The 19,670-nt window shown below is 70.1% G+C and carries 19 protein-coding genes; 7 read left to right on the forward strand and 12 right to left on the reverse strand.

All coding sequences use genetic code 11. The features are described from left to right. Window positions 1-13: 13 nt before the first annotated feature. From HV826_RS08085 to HV826_RS08100, 4 genes are read right to left on the reverse strand one after another with little or no spacing between them, the layout of a single operon-like run. Complete coding sequence (locus HV826_RS08085; protein ID WP_176416422.1) at window positions 14-847, reverse strand: GvpL/GvpF family gas vesicle protein; 834 nt, start codon at window positions 845-847, stop codon at window positions 14-16. A gap of 8 nt (window positions 848-855) precedes the next feature. Then, window positions 856-1,266, reverse strand: a complete 411-nt coding sequence (locus HV826_RS08090) for a response regulator (RefSeq protein WP_176416423.1) — start codon at window positions 1,264-1,266, stop codon at window positions 856-858. Beyond that, entirely contained in the window at window positions 1,263-3,368 is a 2,106-nt protein-coding gene (locus HV826_RS08095) for an ATP-binding protein (RefSeq protein ID WP_176416424.1), read from the reverse strand. Before HV826_RS08095 ends, HV826_RS08090 begins: the two co-directional genes overlap by 4 nt. A gap of 4 nt (window positions 3,369-3,372) precedes the next feature. Continuing rightward, the gene (locus HV826_RS08100; RefSeq protein ID WP_163783165.1) at window positions 3,373-3,564 is read right to left on the reverse strand and encodes a hypothetical protein; all 192 of its coding nucleotides are present in this window, start codon (window positions 3,562-3,564) and stop codon (window positions 3,373-3,375) included. A gap of 214 nt (window positions 3,565-3,778) precedes the next feature. Here HV826_RS08100 and HV826_RS08105 point away from each other — a divergent pair, with 214 nt between their 5' ends. The 3 genes from HV826_RS08105 to HV826_RS08115 all read left to right on the forward strand — a co-directional run bounded on the left by HV826_RS08105 (window position 3,779) and on the right by HV826_RS08115 (window position 6,581). After that, window positions 3,779-5,293 (forward strand): FAD-dependent oxidoreductase, encoded by a 1,515-nt coding sequence (locus tag HV826_RS08105; protein WP_176416425.1) that lies wholly within the window; start codon window positions 3,779-3,781, stop codon window positions 5,291-5,293. A gap of 54 nt (window positions 5,294-5,347) precedes the next feature. After that, window positions 5,348-5,836, forward strand: a complete 489-nt coding sequence (locus HV826_RS08110) for a hemerythrin domain-containing protein (RefSeq protein WP_176416426.1) — start codon at window positions 5,348-5,350, stop codon at window positions 5,834-5,836. Window positions 5,837-5,906: 70 nt separating this feature from the next. Then, window positions 5,907-6,581 (forward strand): DNA-3-methyladenine glycosylase, encoded by a 675-nt coding sequence (locus HV826_RS08115; RefSeq protein ID WP_176416427.1) that lies wholly within the window; start codon window positions 5,907-5,909, stop codon window positions 6,579-6,581. Window positions 6,582-6,617: 36 nt separating this feature from the next. Here HV826_RS08115 and HV826_RS08120 read toward each other — a convergent pair whose 3' ends face one another. After that, window positions 6,618-7,874 carry an MFS transporter gene (locus HV826_RS08120; protein WP_176416428.1) on the reverse strand — a complete coding sequence of 419 codons (1,257 nt, stop codon included), beginning with the start codon at window positions 7,872-7,874 and terminating at the stop codon, window positions 6,618-6,620. Window positions 7,875-8,114: 240 nt separating this feature from the next. Between HV826_RS08120 and HV826_RS08125 the strand changes: the two genes are divergently transcribed. Both HV826_RS08125 and HV826_RS08130 read left to right on the forward strand, forming a co-directional pair. Beyond that, on the forward strand, window positions 8,115-9,482 hold the full coding sequence (locus HV826_RS08125) for an APC family permease (protein ID WP_368670867.1): 1,368 nt from the start codon (window positions 8,115-8,117) through the stop codon (window positions 9,480-9,482). Next, window positions 9,479-10,084: a cyclopropane-fatty-acyl-phospholipid synthase family protein gene (locus HV826_RS08130; protein WP_176416430.1), complete on the forward strand. Its 606-nt coding sequence runs from the start codon at window positions 9,479-9,481 to the stop codon at window positions 10,082-10,084. Before HV826_RS08125 ends, HV826_RS08130 begins: the two co-directional genes overlap by 4 nt. Window positions 10,085-10,143: 59 nt before the next feature. Here the strand turns inward: HV826_RS08130 and HV826_RS08135 are convergent, their stop codons facing one another. From HV826_RS08135 to HV826_RS08155, 5 genes are all read right to left on the reverse strand, one after another. Then, entirely contained in the window at window positions 10,144-11,436 is a 1,293-nt protein-coding gene (locus HV826_RS08135) for a pyridoxal phosphate-dependent aminotransferase (protein WP_176416431.1), read from the reverse strand. A 55-nt stretch (window positions 11,437-11,491) separates the two neighbouring features. After that, complete coding sequence (locus tag HV826_RS08140; RefSeq protein WP_255217097.1) at window positions 11,492-12,298, reverse strand: hypothetical protein; 807 nt, start codon at window positions 12,296-12,298, stop codon at window positions 11,492-11,494. Between the two features lie 176 nt (window positions 12,299-12,474). Next, on the reverse strand, window positions 12,475-12,951 hold the full coding sequence (dps, locus tag HV826_RS08145) for a DNA starvation/stationary phase protection protein Dps (protein ID WP_176416432.1): 477 nt from the start codon (window positions 12,949-12,951) through the stop codon (window positions 12,475-12,477). A gap of 129 nt (window positions 12,952-13,080) precedes the next feature. Then, window positions 13,081-13,605 (reverse strand): carboxymuconolactone decarboxylase family protein, encoded by a 525-nt coding sequence (locus HV826_RS08150; RefSeq protein WP_176416433.1) that lies wholly within the window; start codon window positions 13,603-13,605, stop codon window positions 13,081-13,083. A gap of 6 nt (window positions 13,606-13,611) precedes the next feature. After that, window positions 13,612-14,166: a peroxiredoxin gene (locus tag HV826_RS08155; protein WP_002638271.1), complete on the reverse strand. Its 555-nt coding sequence runs from the start codon at window positions 14,164-14,166 to the stop codon at window positions 13,612-13,614. A gap of 439 nt (window positions 14,167-14,605) precedes the next feature. On the opposite strand from HV826_RS08155, the gene HV826_RS08160 reads away from it, so the two are divergent. Beyond that, window positions 14,606-16,201, forward strand: coding sequence for a sigma 54-interacting transcriptional regulator (locus HV826_RS08160; RefSeq protein ID WP_176416434.1), 1,596 nt, complete (start codon window positions 14,606-14,608; stop codon window positions 16,199-16,201). Between the two features lie 17 nt (window positions 16,202-16,218). Here HV826_RS08160 and HV826_RS08165 read toward each other — a convergent pair whose 3' ends face one another. Both HV826_RS08165 and HV826_RS08170 read right to left on the reverse strand, forming a co-directional pair. Then, complete coding sequence (locus tag HV826_RS08165; protein WP_176416435.1) at window positions 16,219-17,583, reverse strand: hypothetical protein; 1,365 nt, start codon at window positions 17,581-17,583, stop codon at window positions 16,219-16,221. Between the two features lie 66 nt (window positions 17,584-17,649). Beyond that, on the reverse strand, window positions 17,650-18,924 hold the full coding sequence (locus HV826_RS08170; RefSeq protein ID WP_176416436.1) for a hypothetical protein: 1,275 nt from the start codon (window positions 18,922-18,924) through the stop codon (window positions 17,650-17,652). A 169-nt stretch (window positions 18,925-19,093) separates the two neighbouring features. On the opposite strand from HV826_RS08170, the gene HV826_RS08175 reads away from it, so the two are divergent. Next, a complete protein-coding gene (locus HV826_RS08175; RefSeq protein WP_176416437.1) occupies window positions 19,094-19,669 on the forward strand; it encodes a Uma2 family endonuclease in 576 nt (191 codons plus the stop codon). Window position 19,670 lies beyond the last annotated feature (1 nt).

Genomic DNA, 19,670 nt, shown 5'->3' on the forward strand with positions numbered 1-19,670 from the left:
GGGGGACCTGGGCTCAGGTCCCCACCGCGTCCTCGTCACGCAGGCCCAGGCGCACGTCCACGAAGCTGTACGGCGCCCAGGGGCCGGTGAAGCGGAACGTGTACGTGTCCGAGCGCGCGGCCAGGGAGCGGACCTTCGCCTCGAAGGACTCCAGCCGCGCCCGCTCCACGAGGAAGGCCGTGTTGAGCAGCATCCGCTCACCCACGGGGGGATGCTCGCGCGTGGCGGCGGCACGGGGACGCAGGCCGTCCAGCAGGGCCCGCATGTCGCGCCCGGCGCGGTCCTCCACGGCGGCCTCCAAGCGGCGCTCGTGCTCGGCCTCCGGCTCAGCGTCGCGCCGGTGAAGCCTGGCGTCTTCCAGCACCAGGCGCTGAGCGAGGTGCTCGCGGTGCCAGAGCACCTTCAGGCCCAGCTCCACCTTGCCCTCCAGCGCGTCCAGCACGTCGGACAGCGCGTCATGGGCCGTGCGGAGCACCGCTCGGACCTGGGCCTCGGACGCCATGACGGTGCCGAAGGCCACGGGGAGCACGGTGTGCCCATGGAGCAGGGCTTCGGTGACGCGCTGGTGCCCGAGCAGGTGCGCCCGCGTCGGGTCCACCACGCGGCCTGGGGCCACGGACACCATGGCGGCGAGGCCGGCTTCGCTCACCGCGTACACCTGCGAGGGAACGGCGCCCACGCCGATGCGCCCGACGTCCGGGGGCGCATCGGCCCGGAGGATGCCGTAGAGATACCGGGGCCCGTCGGGCGCCGCCGTCTCCGCCGTGGGAGGCGAAGGCGGTGCGGCCTGGGACGTGCGCCTGTCGCTGCGAGCCGCCCCCTTCCGGGGACGTGTCGTCCGGGGCATGGTGCGCTTCACCTCGCCGTTGCGCCTCCGTGGGTGGCGAGCACGCGGCGGACTTCATCCACCAGCGCGTCGGGCAGGCAGGGCTTGGTGACGAAGGAGTCGCAGCCCGCGCCCTTGGCTTCGTCGGACTGCCCCGTCATCGCATGGCCCGTGAGCGCCACGACGGGGATGGCGCGCGTGCGGTCGTCGCCCTTCAGCCGCCGCGTCGCCTCCCAGCCGTCCATGACGGGCAGCGACAGGTCCATGAGGATGATGTCGGGCCGCAGCTCGAAGGCCTTGTCCAGCGCCTCCTGGCCATTCTTGGCCTCGGCGACGCGGAAGCCCGAGAACTCCAGGTACTCGGCGTACATCTCCCGGGCATCTTGATAGTCGTCTACGACGAGCACGAGGGGCTTCGGGGTCTCAGATGGGGTCGTCATGCGCGCCTCGCGCGTCGGGGGAAGTGCAGGGTGAATGTCGAACCCTCGCCCTGGGTGCTCTGGAGGGTGACGCGTCCCCCCAGCATGGCGGCCAGGCGCCGGCAGATGGAGAGCCCCAGCCCCGTGCCTCCATAGGCCCGGGTCGGAGAGCTGTCCACCTGCTGGAAGTCCTCGAAGATTTTTTCCTGGTTCGCGGAGTCGATGCCGATGCCGGTGTCCGCCACGGAGATGGTGAGCGTGGACGTAGCAGCCACGTACTCCGCCTGCACCCGCACCGAACCTTCATGCGTGAACTTCAACGCATTCGAAAGGAGGTTGAGGACGATTTGTTTCACCTTCTGCCTGTCACTGTACACCGCCGGCACGCGCGGGCCGAGGTGGGCGCTCACCGCCAGCTTGCTGCGCGCGATGATGGGGTCCAGCTCCGCCATCACCTCCTGGAGCAGCTCCGGGATGCCGAAGTCCGACAGGTTCAAGGGCATGCGGCCCGCTTCAATGCGGGTGATGTCCAGAATCTCGTTGATGACCTCCAGCAGGTGTCTGCCGTTGGAGTCGATGCGCGTGAGGTTCCGCTTCTGCGCCGGGTTCAGCTCACCGGACACGCCCTGCAGCAGCATGTTCGTGTAGCCGAGGATGGCGTTGAGCGGCGTGCGGAACTCGTGGGACATGTTGGCCAGGAACTGGGACTTGGCCGCGCTGGCCTGCTCCACCTGGATGGCCTGCCGGCGCAGCATCTCGTTCTGTTCGGCCAGCTCCGCGGTGGCGGCCTGCACGCGCGCCTCCATGTGGACGGAGCCCTCCTTCACCCGCTCCAGCAGCCGCGCCTTCTCCATCGCCTCGCTGCGGTCGTGGAAGAGCGTGACGATGCCCGTCAGCTCGCCGGAGTCGCCCAGGACCTTGCTGGCCACGGCCTCCATGGGGAGCGTGGCGCCCGTGGCCGGTTCCACCAGCCCGAGCTGCCCACGCCAGCGGGGCCGGCCCTCCTCGTCCATCAGGTTGGCGAGGAACGACGCGAAGCCCGCGTTGTTGGAGTGCAGCCGGCGCAGCGCGGCCTCTCCACTGTCGGGGTGCGTGGCGAAGAGCTTCTCCGCCGGGCCGTTCATCATCACCATGCCGCCCGCCGGGTCGGACAGGATGAGGGGGTCCGGCACGGAGTCCAGCACGCGGTCCAGCCGGTGACGCTCGCTGCGGGCCTCCCGCTCCGTGGCGCGCAGGCGCCGGTAGCTCTCACCCAGCGCCTGGGTGGCGCGGCCCAGGTCCGTCACGTTGCGCAGCACGCTCACCAGGGCCTCGCGGCCATCCGGCTCGAGCACGGGGGTGCTGACGACCTCGAAGAGCAGGTCGACTCCCTCCACCGGGTCCACCAGCGGGACTTCCCGGCGGCGCACGGTCGCGGTGTCTCCGCTGGCGAAGCTGGCCAGCGCGGAGGAGAACACCTGCCGGTTGAGCTCGGTCGCCCGGCGGCGGCCTTCGCTCGCCTCCGGCCCCGCCACCAGCAGCACCTCCGCGCGGGCGTTGGCGATGTGGGGCCGCCCCTCCAGGTCCGTCAGCAGCACGGGGTCCGCCACGGTGTCGATGATGCGACGGAGCAGCTCGCCGCCCGCCACCTCGCGGCGCTCCGTGGGCAGCATGGCGGCCAGCCGGGGCCCGGCGTGCGCGCTCACCCACGCCGCGTCCGGCGTCAGCATGGGGCCGTCCGCGGACAGCAGCAGCAAGCCCACCGCGGGCGCTCCGGGCCGGCCCAGGGGGACCGCGATGCACCCCACGGACGGCAGCGGGGCCCGGGGCGCGGCGAAGAAGCGAGGCGTCCCCTGTGTCAGCGTCTCCGCCAGGGGATGGGCGGCCTCACCGGGCTGGAACGCCAGCGCGGCGCACTGGGCGTCGGAGAGGTTCCGGGCCGCGAGGCAGACCCACCCTCCCGTGCCGCGGTCGCGCGCGAGGCAGGCGGCGACGTCCGATGGCCGCTCGCGGGTGAGCCAGTCCACCACGTGCCGCGCGCACAGCCGTGGCTCGTCGCAGGCGAGCAGGTGCTCGGCCAGGGCGAGCCGTGCTTCGACGTCCGGCTCGGGCGTTGGGTTGGGCAGTGCGGCGGAAGGGGCCACTGCGTCAGGCTCCGCGGGAAGGAGGGGTGGGCGTTCGCACCTCCACGAACTTCACCACGATGGGGTGTGTGGACGCGGGTGGCCAGTCCCGGAGCGCCTGCCCGCGGACGTTCGCGTCCCAGCGCAGACCCCGGTCCAGCACCCGGTCCAGGACGTCGACGAGGCTGGCGCTCCCAGCCAATCTTTCCACGGGCATCGTCGAAGCTCCTCGGCTCCTGGGGCCAGGTTTTGTAGCGCGCGACGGCGAGCCACCCCAGGACAGGCTTGCCCGCACCGTGATTTGCGAACACGAGAGGGCCGACAGTGTTCGCCCGTGTACATCTGTCGCGCTTCGAAGCTGGGTAGGCAGGCAGCCGCGTGGCCCGCTCCCATGGCTTATCGCTCCGGGGCCCCGTCCCTAGCCTTGGGCCATGGATGACGAGCAGCGGGCGCACAGGTCGCTTTGGACGGTGACGGCCCCCCCGCGCGACTTCCCGGCGCTGCCGGGCGACGTGACGGTGGACGTGGCCATCATTGGTGGGGGAGTGGCGGGGCTGACCACGGCGTGGCTCCTGAAGCGCGCTGGCAAGCGCGTGGCGGTGTTGGACATGCACCGCATCCTGTCGGGGCAGACGGGCCAGACGACCGCGCACCTCACCGAGGTGCTCGACACGCCCTACGCCACGTTGCGGCGCGACTTCGGTGAGAAGGGGGCCCAGCTCGCGGCGTCCTCCAGCCGCGCGGCCATCGAGCAGATCGCCGCGCTGGTCGAAGCGCTCGGCATCGACTGTGACTTCCAGCGCGTGCCCATGTACCGCTACGCGGAGACGGAGCGCGAGCTGGCCGACCTGCACCACGAAGTCACCGCCGCGCGCGAGGCGGGCTTGCTGGCCACCTTCACCCAGGACGTGCCGCTGCCGTATCCCGTGAAGGGGGCCCTGCGGGTGGAGGACCAGGCGCTCTTCCATCCTCGCAAGTACCTGCTGGCGCTGGCGGACCGGATTCCCGGCGACGGCAGCCACCTCTTCGAGAACACGCGGGTGACCGAGGTCCACGACGGCACGCCCTGCCGCGTCGTCACCGACCGGGGCACCGTCACCGCCGCGGCCGTGGTGGAGGCCACCACGACGCCGCTCAATCGCGTGGCCATGCACACCAAGCTCTACCCCTACCGCACCTACGCGGTGGCGGGGCCGCTCAACGGGCCGCTGGAGCCGGGCCAGTACCAAGACAGCCAGGAGCCCTATCACTACATCCGCACGCAGCAGGTGGACGGGCGCGCCTACGTCATCGTGGGCGGCGAGGACCACAAGGTCGGAACGGACGAGGACACCACCCGGCGCTACGCCGCGCTGGAGGCGTACACGCTGCGGCGCTTCCCGGTGACGGACATCACCCACCGCTGGTCTGGCCAGGTCATCGAGCCCGCGGACGGGCTGGCGTACATCGGCCGCAACACGGCCAGCCGCCACGTGTACGTGGCCACCGGCTTCTCCGGCACGGGCATGACGTTCGGCACGCTGGCGGGGATGATTCTCTCCGACGCCATCCTCGACAAGCAGAGCCCCTTCGCCGCGCTCTACGCGGCGACGCGGGTGAAGCCTCACGCGGGCGCGAAGGACTTCATCCAGGAGAACGCGGAGGTCGCCTTCCACTTCGTCGCGGACCGCCTGTCACGGCCTGACGGGCACCGGCTGGCGGACGTGGCGCCCGGCGAGGGCAAGGTCCTGGAGGTGGCGGGACAGAAGGTCGCGGTGTACCGCGCGGAGGACGGCACCGCGCACGCGGTGTCCCCGGTGTGCACGCACCTGGGCTGCCACGTGCACTGGAACGGCGCGGAGCGCTCCTGGGACTGTCCCTGTCACGGGGGGCGCTTCAGTCCCACCGGCAAGGTGCTCAACGGCCCCGCCGTGAAGGACCTGCCGACGAAGAAGCTGCCGACCTGAGCCACACGTCTTCACACTCAACACGACACATCATCCACACGGGAGAGGGCGAACATGGACGCTATCGCACTGTTGACGCAGCAGCACGACGAGGTGAAGAAGCTGTTCAAGAAGTACGAGAAGCTCTCGGAGGGGGCGGAGGTGAAGCGCCAGGAGCTCTTCGAGATGATCTCCGACCGCTTGAGCGCGCACGCCTCCATCGAGGAGCAGTACTTCTATCCCGCGGCCAAGGCCCAGGACACGGAGGACCTGCTGCGCGAGGCCGCCGAGGAGCACCTGTCCGCCAAGCGCCTCATCGCCGACCTGCTGGACCTGGAGCCGTCGGACGAGGAGTTCGACGCGAAGATGCAGGTGCTCCAGGAGCAGATTGAGCACCACGTCGAAGAGGAAGAGGGCGAGCTCTTCAAGAAGGTCCGCAAGCTCCTGTCCAAGGAGCAGCTCGTGGATTTGGGCGTCCAGATGCAACAGGAGTTCGAGGAGCTGATGGAGGGCGAGCCTCGCACCCAGGTCCCATCCGAGACGGAGCACGCCGCGCCGATTTGAGCCGCGGCGTCTTGCCGCGAGAATCGGGTTGCGTGAAGGGGGCTGGGCGACGGCATCATGGTCGCCGCCCATGCCACGTCCTCCTCCCGACGTCATTCGATACCCCAGCTACTACACGCCCGCGGTCCGCCGTGCCCTGTCGCGCGCGGACCCGACGCTGGGCGCGTTGATGAAGCAGGTCGGCCCCTTCCGCCTCCAGGTGCGTCCGCTGCACAGCCCGTTCGGCGCGCTGGCGGAGTCCATCGTCTACCAGCAGCTCCACGGCAAGGCGGCCGCGACCATCTTCGGTCGCGTGTGCGAGCGCGTGGGCTCGGGACGGAAGTTCACGCCCCAGGCGCTGCTGGCGGTTCCGGACACGTCGCTGCGCGAAGCGGGCCTGTCCGCCAACAAGCTGGCCGCGCTCCAGGACCTGGCGCGCAAGACGCTGGACGGCACCGTGCCGCCGCTGGCCAAGGTGCGGCGCATGGACGACGCCGCGCTCATCGAGCACTTCACCCAGGTGCGCGGCATTGGCCAGTGGACGGTGGAGATGCTGCTCATGTTCCAGCTCGAGCGGCCCGACGTGCTGCCCGTGGATGACTACGGCGTGCGCAAGGGCTTCATGAAGGCCTATGGCCTGCCGGAGATGCCCAAGCCCAAGGCGTTGTTCGCTTTTGGCGAGCGCTGGAGGCCCTGGCGCTCGGTGGCCAGTTGGTACATGTGGCGCTCGGCGGAGCTCCCCGACACGCCGCCCGTGGAGGGCTGACGGCGCGCCAGGCGCCGTCAGCCGTGTGGCCTCGACTCAAGCGGTGTTGAGCGCGGTGCTCGGGGCGGGCTGCTGACGCCGCATGGGCACCAGCAGCACCAGGAAGGCCGCGGACAGGACGATGCCCAGCAAGAAGACGGGCGCGTAGCCCAGGCCGAGCCCGTGCCTCGCGTCAGCGAGCCAGCCCGCGAGTGGGCCCGCGGGCGCCTTGCCCCAGACCTCCAGGCTGGCGAGCAGCGTGTAGTGCGTGGCGCCGATGCGGCGGTCCACGCGGGACATCATGAAGGCGAACATCACCGTGGTGAGGGCGCCGCCGAAGAACTCCTCGGCCATGGTGACGCCGATGACGCTCGCGTCGGTGACGCCCCCCGTGGCCAGCAGCCACCGTCCTGCCAAGGGAAGCACCCGCAGGGACGCGGTGAGCCCCACGGCGCCCAGCAGCGGCATGCGCGAGGCCAGCAGGCCTCCGGCCAGTGAGCCGGCAATGGACGCGCCCATGCCCCACGTGCCCACCCACAGGCCAATGCGCGCGGCGGTGAAGCCCGCGTCGACGAGGAACGGCTTGAAGAGCACGTCGGACATGCTCTCGCCCAGCTTGTACGTGGCGATGAAGAGCAGCAGCCAGCCCGCGCCCGGCAGCAGGAGCGCCTGCTTGAGCCGCTGGAACAGCTCGCGCCAGTCCGGCTCCTGCCGGGCGGCGGGCGTGGCATGTGGCTCGGGTGGAGACTCCCGGGCGAAGAGCATCACCGTGAAGGCGGCCAGACACAGCAGCGCCATGGCGACGAAGAGGCCGGACCAGCCGATGCGCGCGCTGGCCCACACCAACAGCCCGCCGCCCGTCAGCATCCCCAGCTTGTAGCCCACCACCTGCGCGGTGTTGCCCAGGCCCAGCTCACTGGGGCGCAGGGTGTCCACGGCGAAGCCATCCACCGCGATGTCCTGCGTGGCGGCGAACAGGTTCATCAGGAAGATGAGCGCCAGCAGGACGGGCAGCGCGTCCCGCGAAGCCGCGACGGCCGCCGCGGCGCAGCTGGCCGCGAGCCCCGCCTGCATGGGCAGAATCCACGACTTGCGCCGGCCGATGCGCGCCGAGCCATACCGGTCCACCAGGGGCGCCCAGAGCGCCTTGAGGGCCCAGGGCAGCCACAGCGCGCCGAGCAGTCCAATGGTGGTCAGCGATACGCCCTGCTCGCGCAGGTACACCGGCAGGGCGGTGGCCTGGAAGCCGAAGGGCAGGCCCTGCACGAAGTACAGCAGACACAGCAGGGCCAGCCGGGACGACGGGAGTCTCATTGGCCCCCAGCATAGAGCCACCGTATCGGGAACGAGGAGGTGTCCACTCGCCAGTCCGGATGTGGGGCCCTGTCCACGGCAGTGCAGAGGGGCCCTCCGCCTCATGGACGGAGAGGGGGCGAGCTCTACGCTCATCCTCCCCAGGGCCGGAGCCCGGCCTCAATTTGCGCCGAACGGTGGAGGCTGCCGAGACGCGTGGAGCACGTCACCATGCAGGAGCCGCAAGCAGGATTCGAGGTCGTGAAGCGTGGTGAGGCCGCGCCGTCGCCGTCGTTGCGCGTGCTGGATGTGATGGCCCTGACAGTGGGCATCGTCCTGGGGGCAGGCATCTTCAAGGCGCCCTCGCTGGTGGCCGCGCAGTCCGCCAGCGGCGAGGCCATGCTGCTCACGTGGCTGCTGGGCGGCGTCGCGTCGCTGGTGGGCGCGCTGTGTTACGCGGAGCTGGCCAGCGCCTGGCCGCACCCGGGCGGGGAGTACCACTACCTGTTTCGCGCGCTGGGCAAGGGGCCCGCCTTCCTCTTCGCGTGGGCGCGGCTGACCGTCATCCCCACCGGCTCCATCGCGCTGCTGGCCTTCGTCTTCGGGGACTACGCCACGCAGCTCTTCTCCCTGGGGCCGTATTCGTCGCCCGTCTACGCGGCCGCGCTGGTCGTGGGGCTGACGGCGGTGAACATCGCCGGGCTCCGGCAGGGGACCCGCACGCAGAACCTGCTCACGGCCCTGGAGGTCCTGGGCGTGGGCGCCGTCATCATCGTGGGGCTGCTGTTCACCCCCGCCATGGGCGCCGTGGAGGCCGCGCCCGCGCCGGCCGCGGCGTCGGGCACGACCTGGGGCCTGGCCATGGTGTTCGTGCTGCTGACGTATGGCGGCTGGAACGAGGTGGCCTACCTGTCCTCGGAGGTGCGTGGCCCGCGGCGCACCATCGCCTGGTCGCTGCTGGCGAGCATCGGGCTGGTGACGGCGCTGTACCTGCTGGTCAACGTGGCCTACCTGCGCGGCCTGGGACTGGAGGGCATGGCGCGTTCGGAGGCGGTGGCCGCCGACCTGATGCAGCGCGCGGTGGGCAGCGAGGGCGCGCTGGTGCTGAGCGTCCTCATCGCCCTCTCCGCGTTGACGTCCGCCAACGCCACGGTGCTCACCGGCGCGCGGACCCACTATGCCTTCGGGCGGGACAGCGTGCTGTTCAACGGCCTGGGGCAGTGGCGCGCGAAGTCCAATGGCCCGTCCCGCGCGCTGCTGGTGCAGGGGGCCATCTCCCTGGTGCTGGTGGGGCTGGGGACGCTGACGCGCCGGGGCTTCGAGACGATGGTGGAGTACACCGCGCCTGTCTTCTGGTTCTTCTTCCTGCTGACGGGCGTGTCGCTGCTGGTGCTGCGCGTGCGTGAGCCGGACGCGCCACGGCCGTTCCGCGTGCCGCTGTATCCGCTCACGCCGCTGCTCTTCATCGGCATCTGCGCCTATGTCCTCTACTCCAGCCTGGCATTCACCGGGATGGGCGCGCTCGCGGGGCTCGCCGTGCTGGGCACGGGCGGTGTGCTGCTCGCCGTGGAGACGGCGCGCACCCGCGGGGGCTCTCCCAAGCTGCAGCGAACGAAGGAGGCGACATGAAGCGAATGATGGGGGTTCTCACGCTCACGGTGGGCATGGCCGCGAACGCCGCGGGGGTCTCAACGGCGCAGCAGTCGGTGACGGTGCAGGTCCGCGGCCCAGCGGGCAGCGCGGTGCAGGCACCCGAGGTTCCCTTCGTCCCCACACCGGAAGGCGCTGTGGAGGGGATGCTGGCGCTGGCTGGCGTGAAGCCCGGGGACACTGTCTATGATTTGGGCAGCGGAGACGGCCGCATCGTCATCTCCGCGGTGCAGAAGCACGGGGCGAAGCACGCCGTGGGCGTGGACATCAACCCGGAGCGCATCGCCGAGGCCAACCAGAACGCGAACAAGGCGGGCGTGAAGAGCAAGGTGGAGTTCCGCCAGGGAGACCTCTTCGACGCGGACATCGGGGACGCGTCGGTGGTGACGCTCTACCTGCTGCCCTCCGTCAACGAGCGGCTCAAGTCCAAGCTGCTCTCGGAGCTGAAGCCGGGCACGCGCATCGTGTCGCACAGCTTCGACATGGGGGACTGGGCGCCGGCCAAGACGGTGGAGAGCGAGGGGCGGACGCTCTACCTGTGGGTCGTCCCCGAGCGCGGCACGGGCGGCGCGCCCCGCTGAGCACGGCGTGAGGCGCCCGGGCCCGGCACCCTCGCGTGGAGGGGCCGGGCCGTCTCACGTCAGGGCGCCGGCGGGGGCGGCTGGCCCGGCGTGCGCGAGTAGTGGAGCACCATGGCCTCCAGCCGCGACAGGGCCTTCTCCAGCGTCTCCATGGAGGGGCCGAAGGACAGGCGCACGTAGCCGCGGAAGCGCGAGGGCCGCGCGCGGCGCTTGCCGGGGTTCACGTCGAAGAACTCGCCCGGCACGGCGATGATTTTCTGGTCCAGCGCGGCGCGGAAGAAGCCCATGCCGTCGTTGAGCGGCGGCGGCAGTCCGGACACGTTGCCCCAGACATAGAAGGTGCCGTCTGGCGCGCGGTCCGTGCGGATGCCGATGCGCTCCAGCCGGGAGTGGAAGCGGTCCCGCTTCTCCCGGAAGGCGTTGTGGATGGCCATCGTCTCCGCCACCACGGGCTCCTCCTGGAGGAGCTGGATCGCCGCGCGCTGGAGCGGCCGGCTGCCGCCGCCATCCAGGAAGCTGCCGGCGCTGGAGACGGCCTCGATGACCTGACGCGGCCCCACCGTCCACGTCATGCGCCAGCCCGGGTAGCGCCAGTTCTTCGTGAAGCCGTCGAACAGGACCACCGGGTCCTTGTTCACGTCCTCCACGTAGCGGGCGGCGCTCTCCACCGGCAGGTGCCCGGGGCGGCCCGTCCAGATGTAGTGCGAATAGAACTCGTCGACGAGCAGCGCGCACTCGTGCTCGCGGGCCACGCTCACCCAGCGCGCCATCTCCTCGCCGTGCACCAGCTTGCCGGTGGGGTTGCAGGGGTTGGAGAAGAGCAGCGCCGACAGGCCGCGGCCCTGCACCTCGCGCCGCAGGTCCTCCGCGGTGAAGGCGTAGCCGCGCTCACCCTCCAGGAGGATGGGGATGGCGGTGAACGCCTTGAAGACGTCCAGCAGCTCCTCGTAGGCCGTGTAGTCCGGCAGGAAGTGGCCCAGGTTGATGGCGCCCAGGCTGGCCGCGGCGCGGGTGAGGGCCGCGCGGCCGCCGCCGGACAGGCACACGTTCTCCGCGCTGTACTGGCTGGGCAGGCCCCGGCGGTAGAGCCGGTTGTAGAGGCTGGCGATGGACTCGCGCACCTCCCAGAGGCCGGCGACGGGGGCGTACTCCATGTCGGCCACGTCGATGGTGACCTGGCTCAGCCGGGGCGGCGCGCCGGGGAGGTCTCCCGTCTCCGGCTGGCCCTGGCCCAGGTTGCACCACTCCGGGTCGCTGGAGCGGTAGCCGCGGCGGGTGGCCTCGGCGGTGACGAAGATGACGCCGGTGCGGGGCACGGCGCGGAATGCCGGAAGGGAAACGTCGTCGCTCACGACGTCACACCCTAGCGGAAGTCCGCGCCGGACGCGCTGCCTCGCGCGCGCCCGCTCAGCGGACGATGGGCACCGTCACCGGCTCCAGGTCGTCGACCGTCACCTCGGCCTTGCCCAGGCGCCACAGGACGGGCTGGAAGCGGGCCTCCACGCGCCGCCCGTCCGCAGTCTCCAGCACCACGGTGCCTTCCTTCGGCAGGTATTCGCCCACCTCATAGTGCAGCCCCATCAGCGTGAGGCGGTCGGTGCCATGAGGGCCCGTCAGCTCGCCTGGGCCCTCCAGCACCAGCGACGTGCCGCCCAGCACGGGCAGGCCGGCGCGCATGCCCACGCGGCCATCGACGCGGAACGTGTGGCCCTGCCGTCCAGGGACGCCGCCTTGCACGTCCGCCCACAGGCGCGTCTCGTCGCCGCAGGTGCCGTAGCCCACCTCCGCCTGGAGCGGGTGTCCGTCCACCGTCAGGCCGCGCAGGTCCGCCTCCACCTCCATGAGGTCCTCGCCGCCGCGGTAGAGGAACGCGGCCTGGCCGGCGAAGCGCAGGCCGTGCACGTCACAGCCGCCTTCATCGAAGGTGAGCACCACGCGGTCCGTCACGCTGTCATGGGGCTCCACCGCGGCGCGGGCGCAGGACCACCGCGTGCGCACGTCCTGCGCGGCGGTGCCGAGGAAGGCGCGCCGGGGCTCCCCGCAGGTGTACACCGGCAGCACGCCCAGGGCTTCCAGCGCGCCGCGCACCTGATGCGAGGCCGCCACCACGCGCTCCACGCGCTGGCGGGCGGCGTCCACTTCTTCCTGCGTGGGGGCGCCACCGCCACAAGCGGTGAGGAGGACGGTGAGGGCAAGACAGGTGATGCGTCGCATGGGCGCTTCTCCAGGGGTTGCACGACACCGCGGCTTCGCGGCGAGTCATGCCCCGTGAAGAGCAACTGTCATGCCCGGCGCAACCTCGCGAGAACACGAGGCGCGGCCGGGACAGGGCCCGAGGCGTGCGTGCAGTGGGTTGCACAGCCCCGGCGGGCCCGTCCGGGTAAGTCGGCTCAGCCTTCGAGCGAAGCGCGCAGGAACCACGCGTGCTTCTCGAACTCGGTGATGATGTCCGTGGTGAGGCCCTCGGAGTCGGAGTCGCCGTTCTCGATGAAGAGGGCGCGGCTCTTCCGCAGGCCGTCCAGGTAGATTTCGATGCGCTCGGCCAGCAGCTTCACGTGCTCCATGTCGCGCGTCGTCTCCTGCGGGTACTCCGGCAGGCGGCTCGCCTTGCCCACGTGGCGGCTGGTGCCGTAGGCCCTGCCACCCAGCGTCACCGCGCGCTCGGCGATGGAGTCGTTGTGCGTGGCCAGGCTCACCGCGAACGTCTCGAACAGCGGGTGGAGCGAGGCGAACTGCGGGCCCTTGATGTTCCAGTGCGCGACCTTGATTTGCGAGTGCAGGTCGAGCCCGTCCGCGAGCCGCTCGTTGAGTGATTCAGCGATGGTGGCGCGGGCCTTTTCGGGGAGGGGGCTGGGGCTGCGGTACATGGTGTCTTCCTTTCAGGTGTGCGTGTCGTGTTTGGCGGGTTGGATGCGCGGCGGCCAAAAAGGGAGCGCCCCCCGGTGTTTCCACCGGGGGGCGCTTGAGACTTCGGCGAGGCCTCGCGACAGCGGGGCTTAGGACTCCAGCCCCACCGCCGCCGCGTTGATGACCGACGCGATGCGAACCGCGTCGTGCACCTGGTCCTCGGAGAGGCCGCCTTCCAGCACGACCTTCTCATGGGACTGCATGCACATCTCGCAGCCGTTGATGGCGCTGACGGCGAGGCAGACCAGCTCGAAGTCCACCTTGTTCGTCAGCACCTGCGCGAGCCGGTTCATCCGCAGCCCGGCGCGCTTGGTCGAGTAGGACTCCTTCCCGATCATGTGCCGGAAGCGGTAGTACACGTTGTTCATCGCCATCAGCGACGCCGCCGCCCGCGCGTCCTCGATGACAGGCTCGGGGTTCGCGAGGGCCTTCTTCGCCTCGTTGAGCATGGCCTCCTTCAGCCGTTCGTTCCGAGCGGCGAAGGCGCATGCCACGGCCACACCCCAACGCTGCTCCGCGGTGAGGCTGCCACCTTCCAGGACACCCTGGAGGTTGAGGCGGGTGTCCTTGTGGGAGTCCGCCAGCTCAGAGCGGACGACTTCGAGCGAGGCCATGGTGGATTACCCCGCCTTCGACAGCTTCTGGGTCAGGGTCTCCTCACCCTTGGTCCAGTTGCAGGGGCACAGCTCGTCCGTCTGGAGCGCGTCCAGCGTGCGAACCGTCTCGGAGACGTTGCGGCCCACGGACAGGTCGTTGACCGTCACGTGGCGGATGATGCCCTCGGGGTCCGCGATGAACGTCGCGCGGAGGGCCACGCCCTCCTCCTTGTGGAGGATGCCCAGCGCGTTGCACAGCTCGTGCTTCAGGTCCGCCAGCATGGGGAAGGGCAGGTTCTTCAGGTCCGGGTGGTGCGTGCGCCACGCGTGGTGCACGAACTCGCTGTCGGTGCTCAGGCCGAGGACCTGCGCGTCACGGTCAGCGAAGTCCTTGTTCTTCTTGCCGAACTCCGCGATCTCCGTGGGGCAGATGAAGGTGAAGTCCTTCGGCCACGCGAACAGGACCAGCCACTTGCCCTTGAAGGTCTCGTTCGTGATGTCCTGGAACTCCTTGCCCTTCTCCAGGGACACGGTGGCCTTCACCTTGAAGTTCGGGATCTTGTCGCCAACGGTCAGCATTACGGCTCCTTGGGATGGGGGCCCGGCGGTGCGCCGACCCCGGTGAATGTGTTCTGTCCTACCGCTTAGCAGTCATCGTGCCAGGACTTCGAATCAATGATTCCAAGGGGTTGGATTTTACCCCCGCTGGGTCGGTGCCGCTGGGCCGGTGTCTAACGAAATCTCGGTGCGGCTCGCCACTGCAATTTCGGTTCAGGGCCCTCACGAGCGCGGAGCGGAAAATACGAGAAGCCTCAAGTGGTTGCACCCTCCGCGGACAGGCGACGGCTCGAATGTGTGGCCGCGAACGCGTGCTCCGTTCACCTACAACGGGTGACGGGGCCACGGGGCGCCCGGCTGCGTCGGTTCTTCCGGCCTGGCGGGTTGCCTGGAGGGCGGACCCCGAAATCTCGGTGTCCGCGGCACTGCAATTTCGGTGGAACCCTATTATTTCGGAGGCATGCAGGACGACATTTCAGGCGCCATCGACGGCACGAAGGACGCTCGGGACCTCATCGAGCTGGCCACGGCGGAGGACTCCGTCGGTGATTTGCTGCGCCGTGGGCTCGACTGGCTGACGCGGGTGGTGCGCTTCGACCTGGCCACGGTGTTCCTCCTCAAGGAGGGCCGGCTGGTGTCGGTGGCCGCGCGGGGGCCGTTGGCCAACGCGGAGGTGCGGCAGCACTCGTTGCAGCTGTCGGAGTTCCCCTCGCTGCGGCAGGCGCTGGAGACGCGGCGGGCGAAGGCCTTCACGGAGGAGGACCATGCCCACGGGGATGGGGACCCTTTCGACGGGGTGCTGGATTTGCCGCCAGGGCATTCGTGCATGGTGGTGCCATTGTGCGCGGGGGAGCGCTGCTACGGCGTGCTCTCCCTGGACCGCGCCGAGTGTGAGACGTACCCCCAGCCCGTGGTGGACCTGGTGGAGGTGTACGGGCAGATGCTGGCCACGGCGATCCAGGCGGCCGAGCAGCGCGCCACCTTCGAGCGGCTCCACCGCCAGGACCACGAGCACGCGAAGCTGCTGGAGGCGCAGCTCGGCGGAGACTCGGAGGGCATCCTCGAGACGTCGCAGAGCCCGATGATGCGAGACCTGGCGCGGCGGGCGCGCCAGGTGGCGGAGACGGACACGCCGGTGCTGATTACCGGTGAGACGGGCACGGGCAAGGAGCGGCTGGCGCGCGCCATCCACCGCTGGAGCGCCCGCGCGGACCAGCCCTTCGTCACGCTCAACTGCGCGGCCATTCCGGCGGGCTTGCTGGAGAGCGAGCTCTTCGGCCACGTGAAGGGCGCCTTCACCGGCGCCACGAAGGACCGGGCTGGACGCTTCCAGATGGCGCACGGCGGCACGCTGCTGCTGGATGAAGTGGGCGAGCTGCCCTTCGACCTCCAGGCGAAGCTGCTGCGGGCGCTGCAGGAGAAGACGTTCGAGCCGGTGGGCAGCGACAAGACGGTGCGCGCGGACGTGCGCATCCTGGCGGCCACGCACGTGGACCTTCAGCAAGCCATTGCGCAGAAGCGCTTCCGCGAGGACCTCTACTACCGGTTGAGCGTGTTCCCCCTGCGCCTGCCGCCGCTGCGCGAGCGCCGCGAGGACCTGCCGCAGCTGTGCGCCTTCCTCCTGGAGGAGCAGGCGCTCCGGACGGGACGGCGGGGGATGCGGGTGATGCCGGAGGGCCTGACGCGGCTGGAGGCCTACGAGTGGCCGGGCAACCTGCGCGAGCTGGCCAACGCGCTGGAGCGGGCCACCATCCTCACGCGCGGGACGGAGCTGGGGGCGGAGGCCTTCGACGTGCCCACGCGCGGCGCGGCCGTGGTGGCGGCCCTGCCGGAGGAGCCGGCGCCCGCGACAGGAGGGCCGAAGCTGGCCCCGGTGCTGACGCTGGCGGCCGTGCAGCGCGAGCACATCATGCGGGTGCTCACGCTCACCCGGGGCCGCGTCTACGGCGCCAACGGGGCCGCGGCGCTGCTGGGGCTCAAGCCGTCCACGCTCCAGAGCCGGATGAAGAAGCTGGGCATCGCCCGGCTGGAGCAGTTCGTCGTCGACGAGGCGTGAGCCCTGGAGCCGCGCGCCTAGGAGACGCGCGGCGCCGAGGGCGCCACCGGGTAGGTGCCCCGCTGGCCGAACGGCGGGTCGAACAGCGCCGGGTCCGACTGCCGCGAGCGGAAGAGGTCGACGATGTAGTTCATCCGCTGGTCCAGCTTGCTCCAGTCCTTGGCCCCGGAGCCCTTGAGGCTGTCGGGGCTCTTGTCGAGCTGGCCCAGCAGCGCGCGCAGCTCGGGGTTCTCGATGGAGCGCAGGTGCGGCGGGAAGAGCGTGGACTCCATGCCCGGAGGCGGCGGCAAATCGTTGCCCAGCTTCAGCGCGCCGCCCGGCACGGCCAGCTTCATCATGTGCTCGGTGGCGACGCGGCGGAACACGTTCGCCACGCCATCCACCACGGGGCTGAGCGCCGCGTCCACCAGGCCCGTCTTCAAGGCCGCCTTGCCCGCGAGGTTGGCGGGGAAGGGGAGCGCGTTGATTTGCGACTCGACGGTCTGCTTGAGGATGTCGCGGAAGGTGTCCTGCACCGGCGAGTTGAGCGCCTTGTCGACGTAGGGCTGCAGCTGCGTCTGCTCGTGCAGGCCCACCTGGTTGTTGGCCAGGAGCATCAGCTCGGCCTTCTTGTTCGGGTCCTTCTCGAACATGGCCTGGGCGTAGTGGCCGAAGGCCTCCTTCAGCAGCGGCTTGTCCGCGGGGAAGCCGCTCAGGTACTGCTCCACCTTGGCGGCGTCATGCTGGGTGTCGCCCTGGAAGGTCTCCACGAAGCGGGCGAACTCCTGGCCCACCTCCTCGAACACCAGCTTGTTGCCGTCGGCGATGGCCTTGCTGAGGTTCTGGAGCGCCTGGTTGCCCGCCGCGGCGATGTCACCCAGCGGCAGCGAGGGGAGGCCCAGCTTGCGCAGCACGTCGTCCACCTTGGAAAGCGGCCCCATGACGTCGTCGGCGCCCTTGAGCGCCTCGGTGAAGAACTTGGGCATGTCCTCGCCGCGGATGCTCACGCCGGCTTGCTTCGAGGCCCAGGTCCCGAAGGTGGACCAGTTGGCGTGCTCCGTGCCCAGGAGCTGACCCACGGCGTTGGACAGGTCCGAATAGCCCTGGGTAATCGCGTGGTTGCGCGCCACCGGGTCCTGCATGGCGGCGATGTTCCGCACGTCCGCGGCGGTGGGGTAGCTGCCCGGCGCGACGCTCGGGCCGCGCGCCAGGGCCGCGGGGGCATTCAGCGCCACCGGCTGCTGCCGGGCGGGCGGGGACTCGAACTGGGACACCCCGGACATGCCGGGCCGGGTCACCTGGGCCTTGGCCTGGGGCTTGACCTCGTTGCGAGCGGGGCGGGGCAGCTCGCGGAGCTCGGTGGGACGGGCGGGGGCACGGGAGCCGATTCTGGGGGGACTCATCTTCTCCAGTATCGGTTGAACCCGGAAAAAGTTGCGTCCCTGGGCGTTGCAGCCGTGCCGTCGAGCCTATGCGACGCGCTGGCCGAACGGCGGGTCGAACAGGGCCGGGTCTGACTGACGCGAGCGGAAGAGGTCGATGATGTAGTTCATCCGCTGGTCCAGGCGGCTCCAGTCTTCCGCCCCGGAGCCCTCGAGGCTGTCCGGGCTCTTGTCGAACTGCGCCAGCAGCTTTCGCAGCTCGGGGCTTTCGATGGTGCGCAGGTGCGGCGGGAAGAGCGTGGACTCCATGCCCGGTGGCGGCGGCAAATCATTGCCCAGCTTCAGCGCGCTTCCGGGAACGGCCAGCTTCATCATGTGCTCGGTGGCGAGGCGGCGGAACGCGCTGGCCATGCGCTCCACCACGGGGCCGAGCGCGGCGTCCACCACGCCTGACTTCAGCGCCGCCTTGCCCGCGAGGTTGGCGGGGAAGGGGAGCGCGTTGATTTGCGCCTCGATGGTCTGCCGCAGGATGCCGTGGAAGGTCTCCTTCATGGGGGCGTTGAGCGCCTGCTCGATTTGCGGCTGGAGCCTTCGCTGCTCGTGCAGCCCCACCTTGTTGTTGGCCAGGAGCATCAGCTCGGCTTTCTTCTTCGGGTCTGTCTCGAACATGGCCTGGGCGTAGTGGCCGAAGGCTTCCTCCAGCACCGGCTTGTCGGCGGGGAACTCGCTCAGGTACTGCGCGACTTTCGCCGTGTCGTACTGGGTGTCGCCCTGGAAGGTCGCCACGAAGCGGGAGAGCTCCTGGCCCACCTCCTCGAATACCCGCTTGTTGCCCTCGGAGATGGCCAGGCTGACGTTCTGGATGGCGTCATTGCCGGCTGAGCCGATGTCCGCCAGGGGAAGGGCGGGCAGGCCCAGCTTGCGCAGCAGGTCGTCGACCTGGGAGAGCGGCCGGGTGACGCCGTCGAGTCCCTTGAGCACGTCGGTGAAGAACCTGGGCATGTCCTCGCCGCGGATGCTCACGCCGGCCTGCTTCGAGGCCCAGGTCGCGAAGGTGGACCAGTTGGCGTTCTCCGTGCCCAGGAGCTGACCCACGGCGTTGGACAGGTCGGAGTAGCTCTGCGTCACCGCCTGGTTGCGGACCACCAGGTCCTTCATGGCGCAGATGTGCCGCACGTCCTCGGGGGAAGGGTAGGTCCCCGGCTCGACGCGGGGGCCCTGGAGTGGGCTCGAGCCGGTGGGCTCGGCGGCTGGGTCGCACGAGGGCGCCGGGAGCCTCAGCTCGTTGCGAGGAGGATGCGTGGGCTCCCCGGACTCCGTGGGGCGCTCGGGGGCACGGGGATTGGGGAGCGGAGTCTTCATTCCCGTATTATCGGTGGAAAACGGGAAAAGATTTGCGCCCTGCCCCCGAGGGCATGTCGGACCCCTGAGGTAGGAATCCCTGGACACGCTGTTTCAGGTGGGGTTCCACTTGGGGGAGGCAGGACAGATGATAGAGGGGGGAGAGGCGGCTGGCCTGGGGAGTCCCGGAATGGGGAATCAAACGAAGCGTCCCGCGACCTATGAAGACCTGATGGCGCTGCCCGAGAACATGGTCGGGCAGATCATCGACGGTGAGCTCATCGCGCTGCCGAGGCCCGCGAGTCCGCATGCGGTGGCGCACTCCGTGCTGGGCGGTCTGCTTGTCTCCCGTTTTCAGGTCGGGCAGCGAGCGCCGGGAGGCTGGTGGATTGTTACCGAGCCCGAGCTGCACTTCGGTCAGGACGTCCTGGTGCCGGATATCGCGGGATGGCGCCGCGAGCGCATGCCGGTGATGAAGCGAGTGCCGTTCTTCACGTTGGCGCCGGACTGGGTCTGTGAAGTGCTGTCACCGTCGACCCGGAAGCTGGACAGGAACCGCAAGCGGGAACTCTACGCGCGCGAAGGCGTGGGGCACGTGTGGCTGGTGGACCCCGCCGTGAAGACGCTGGAGGTCTTCGCACGGCGGGAAGGCGATTGGGTCGTGCGGGGGCAGTACTCAGGGGATGCGTGTGTGCGCGCCGAGCCGTTCGAGGACCTGGAGTTGGACCTGGGCGCGCTGTGGCCCCCGGAGCTGGAGGCGCCGTGAC

The sequence above is a fragment of the Myxococcus sp. AM010 genome (assembly GCF_013372585.1).
Classification (GTDB): Bacteria; Myxococcota; Myxococcia; order Myxococcales; family Myxococcaceae; genus Myxococcus; species Myxococcus vastator.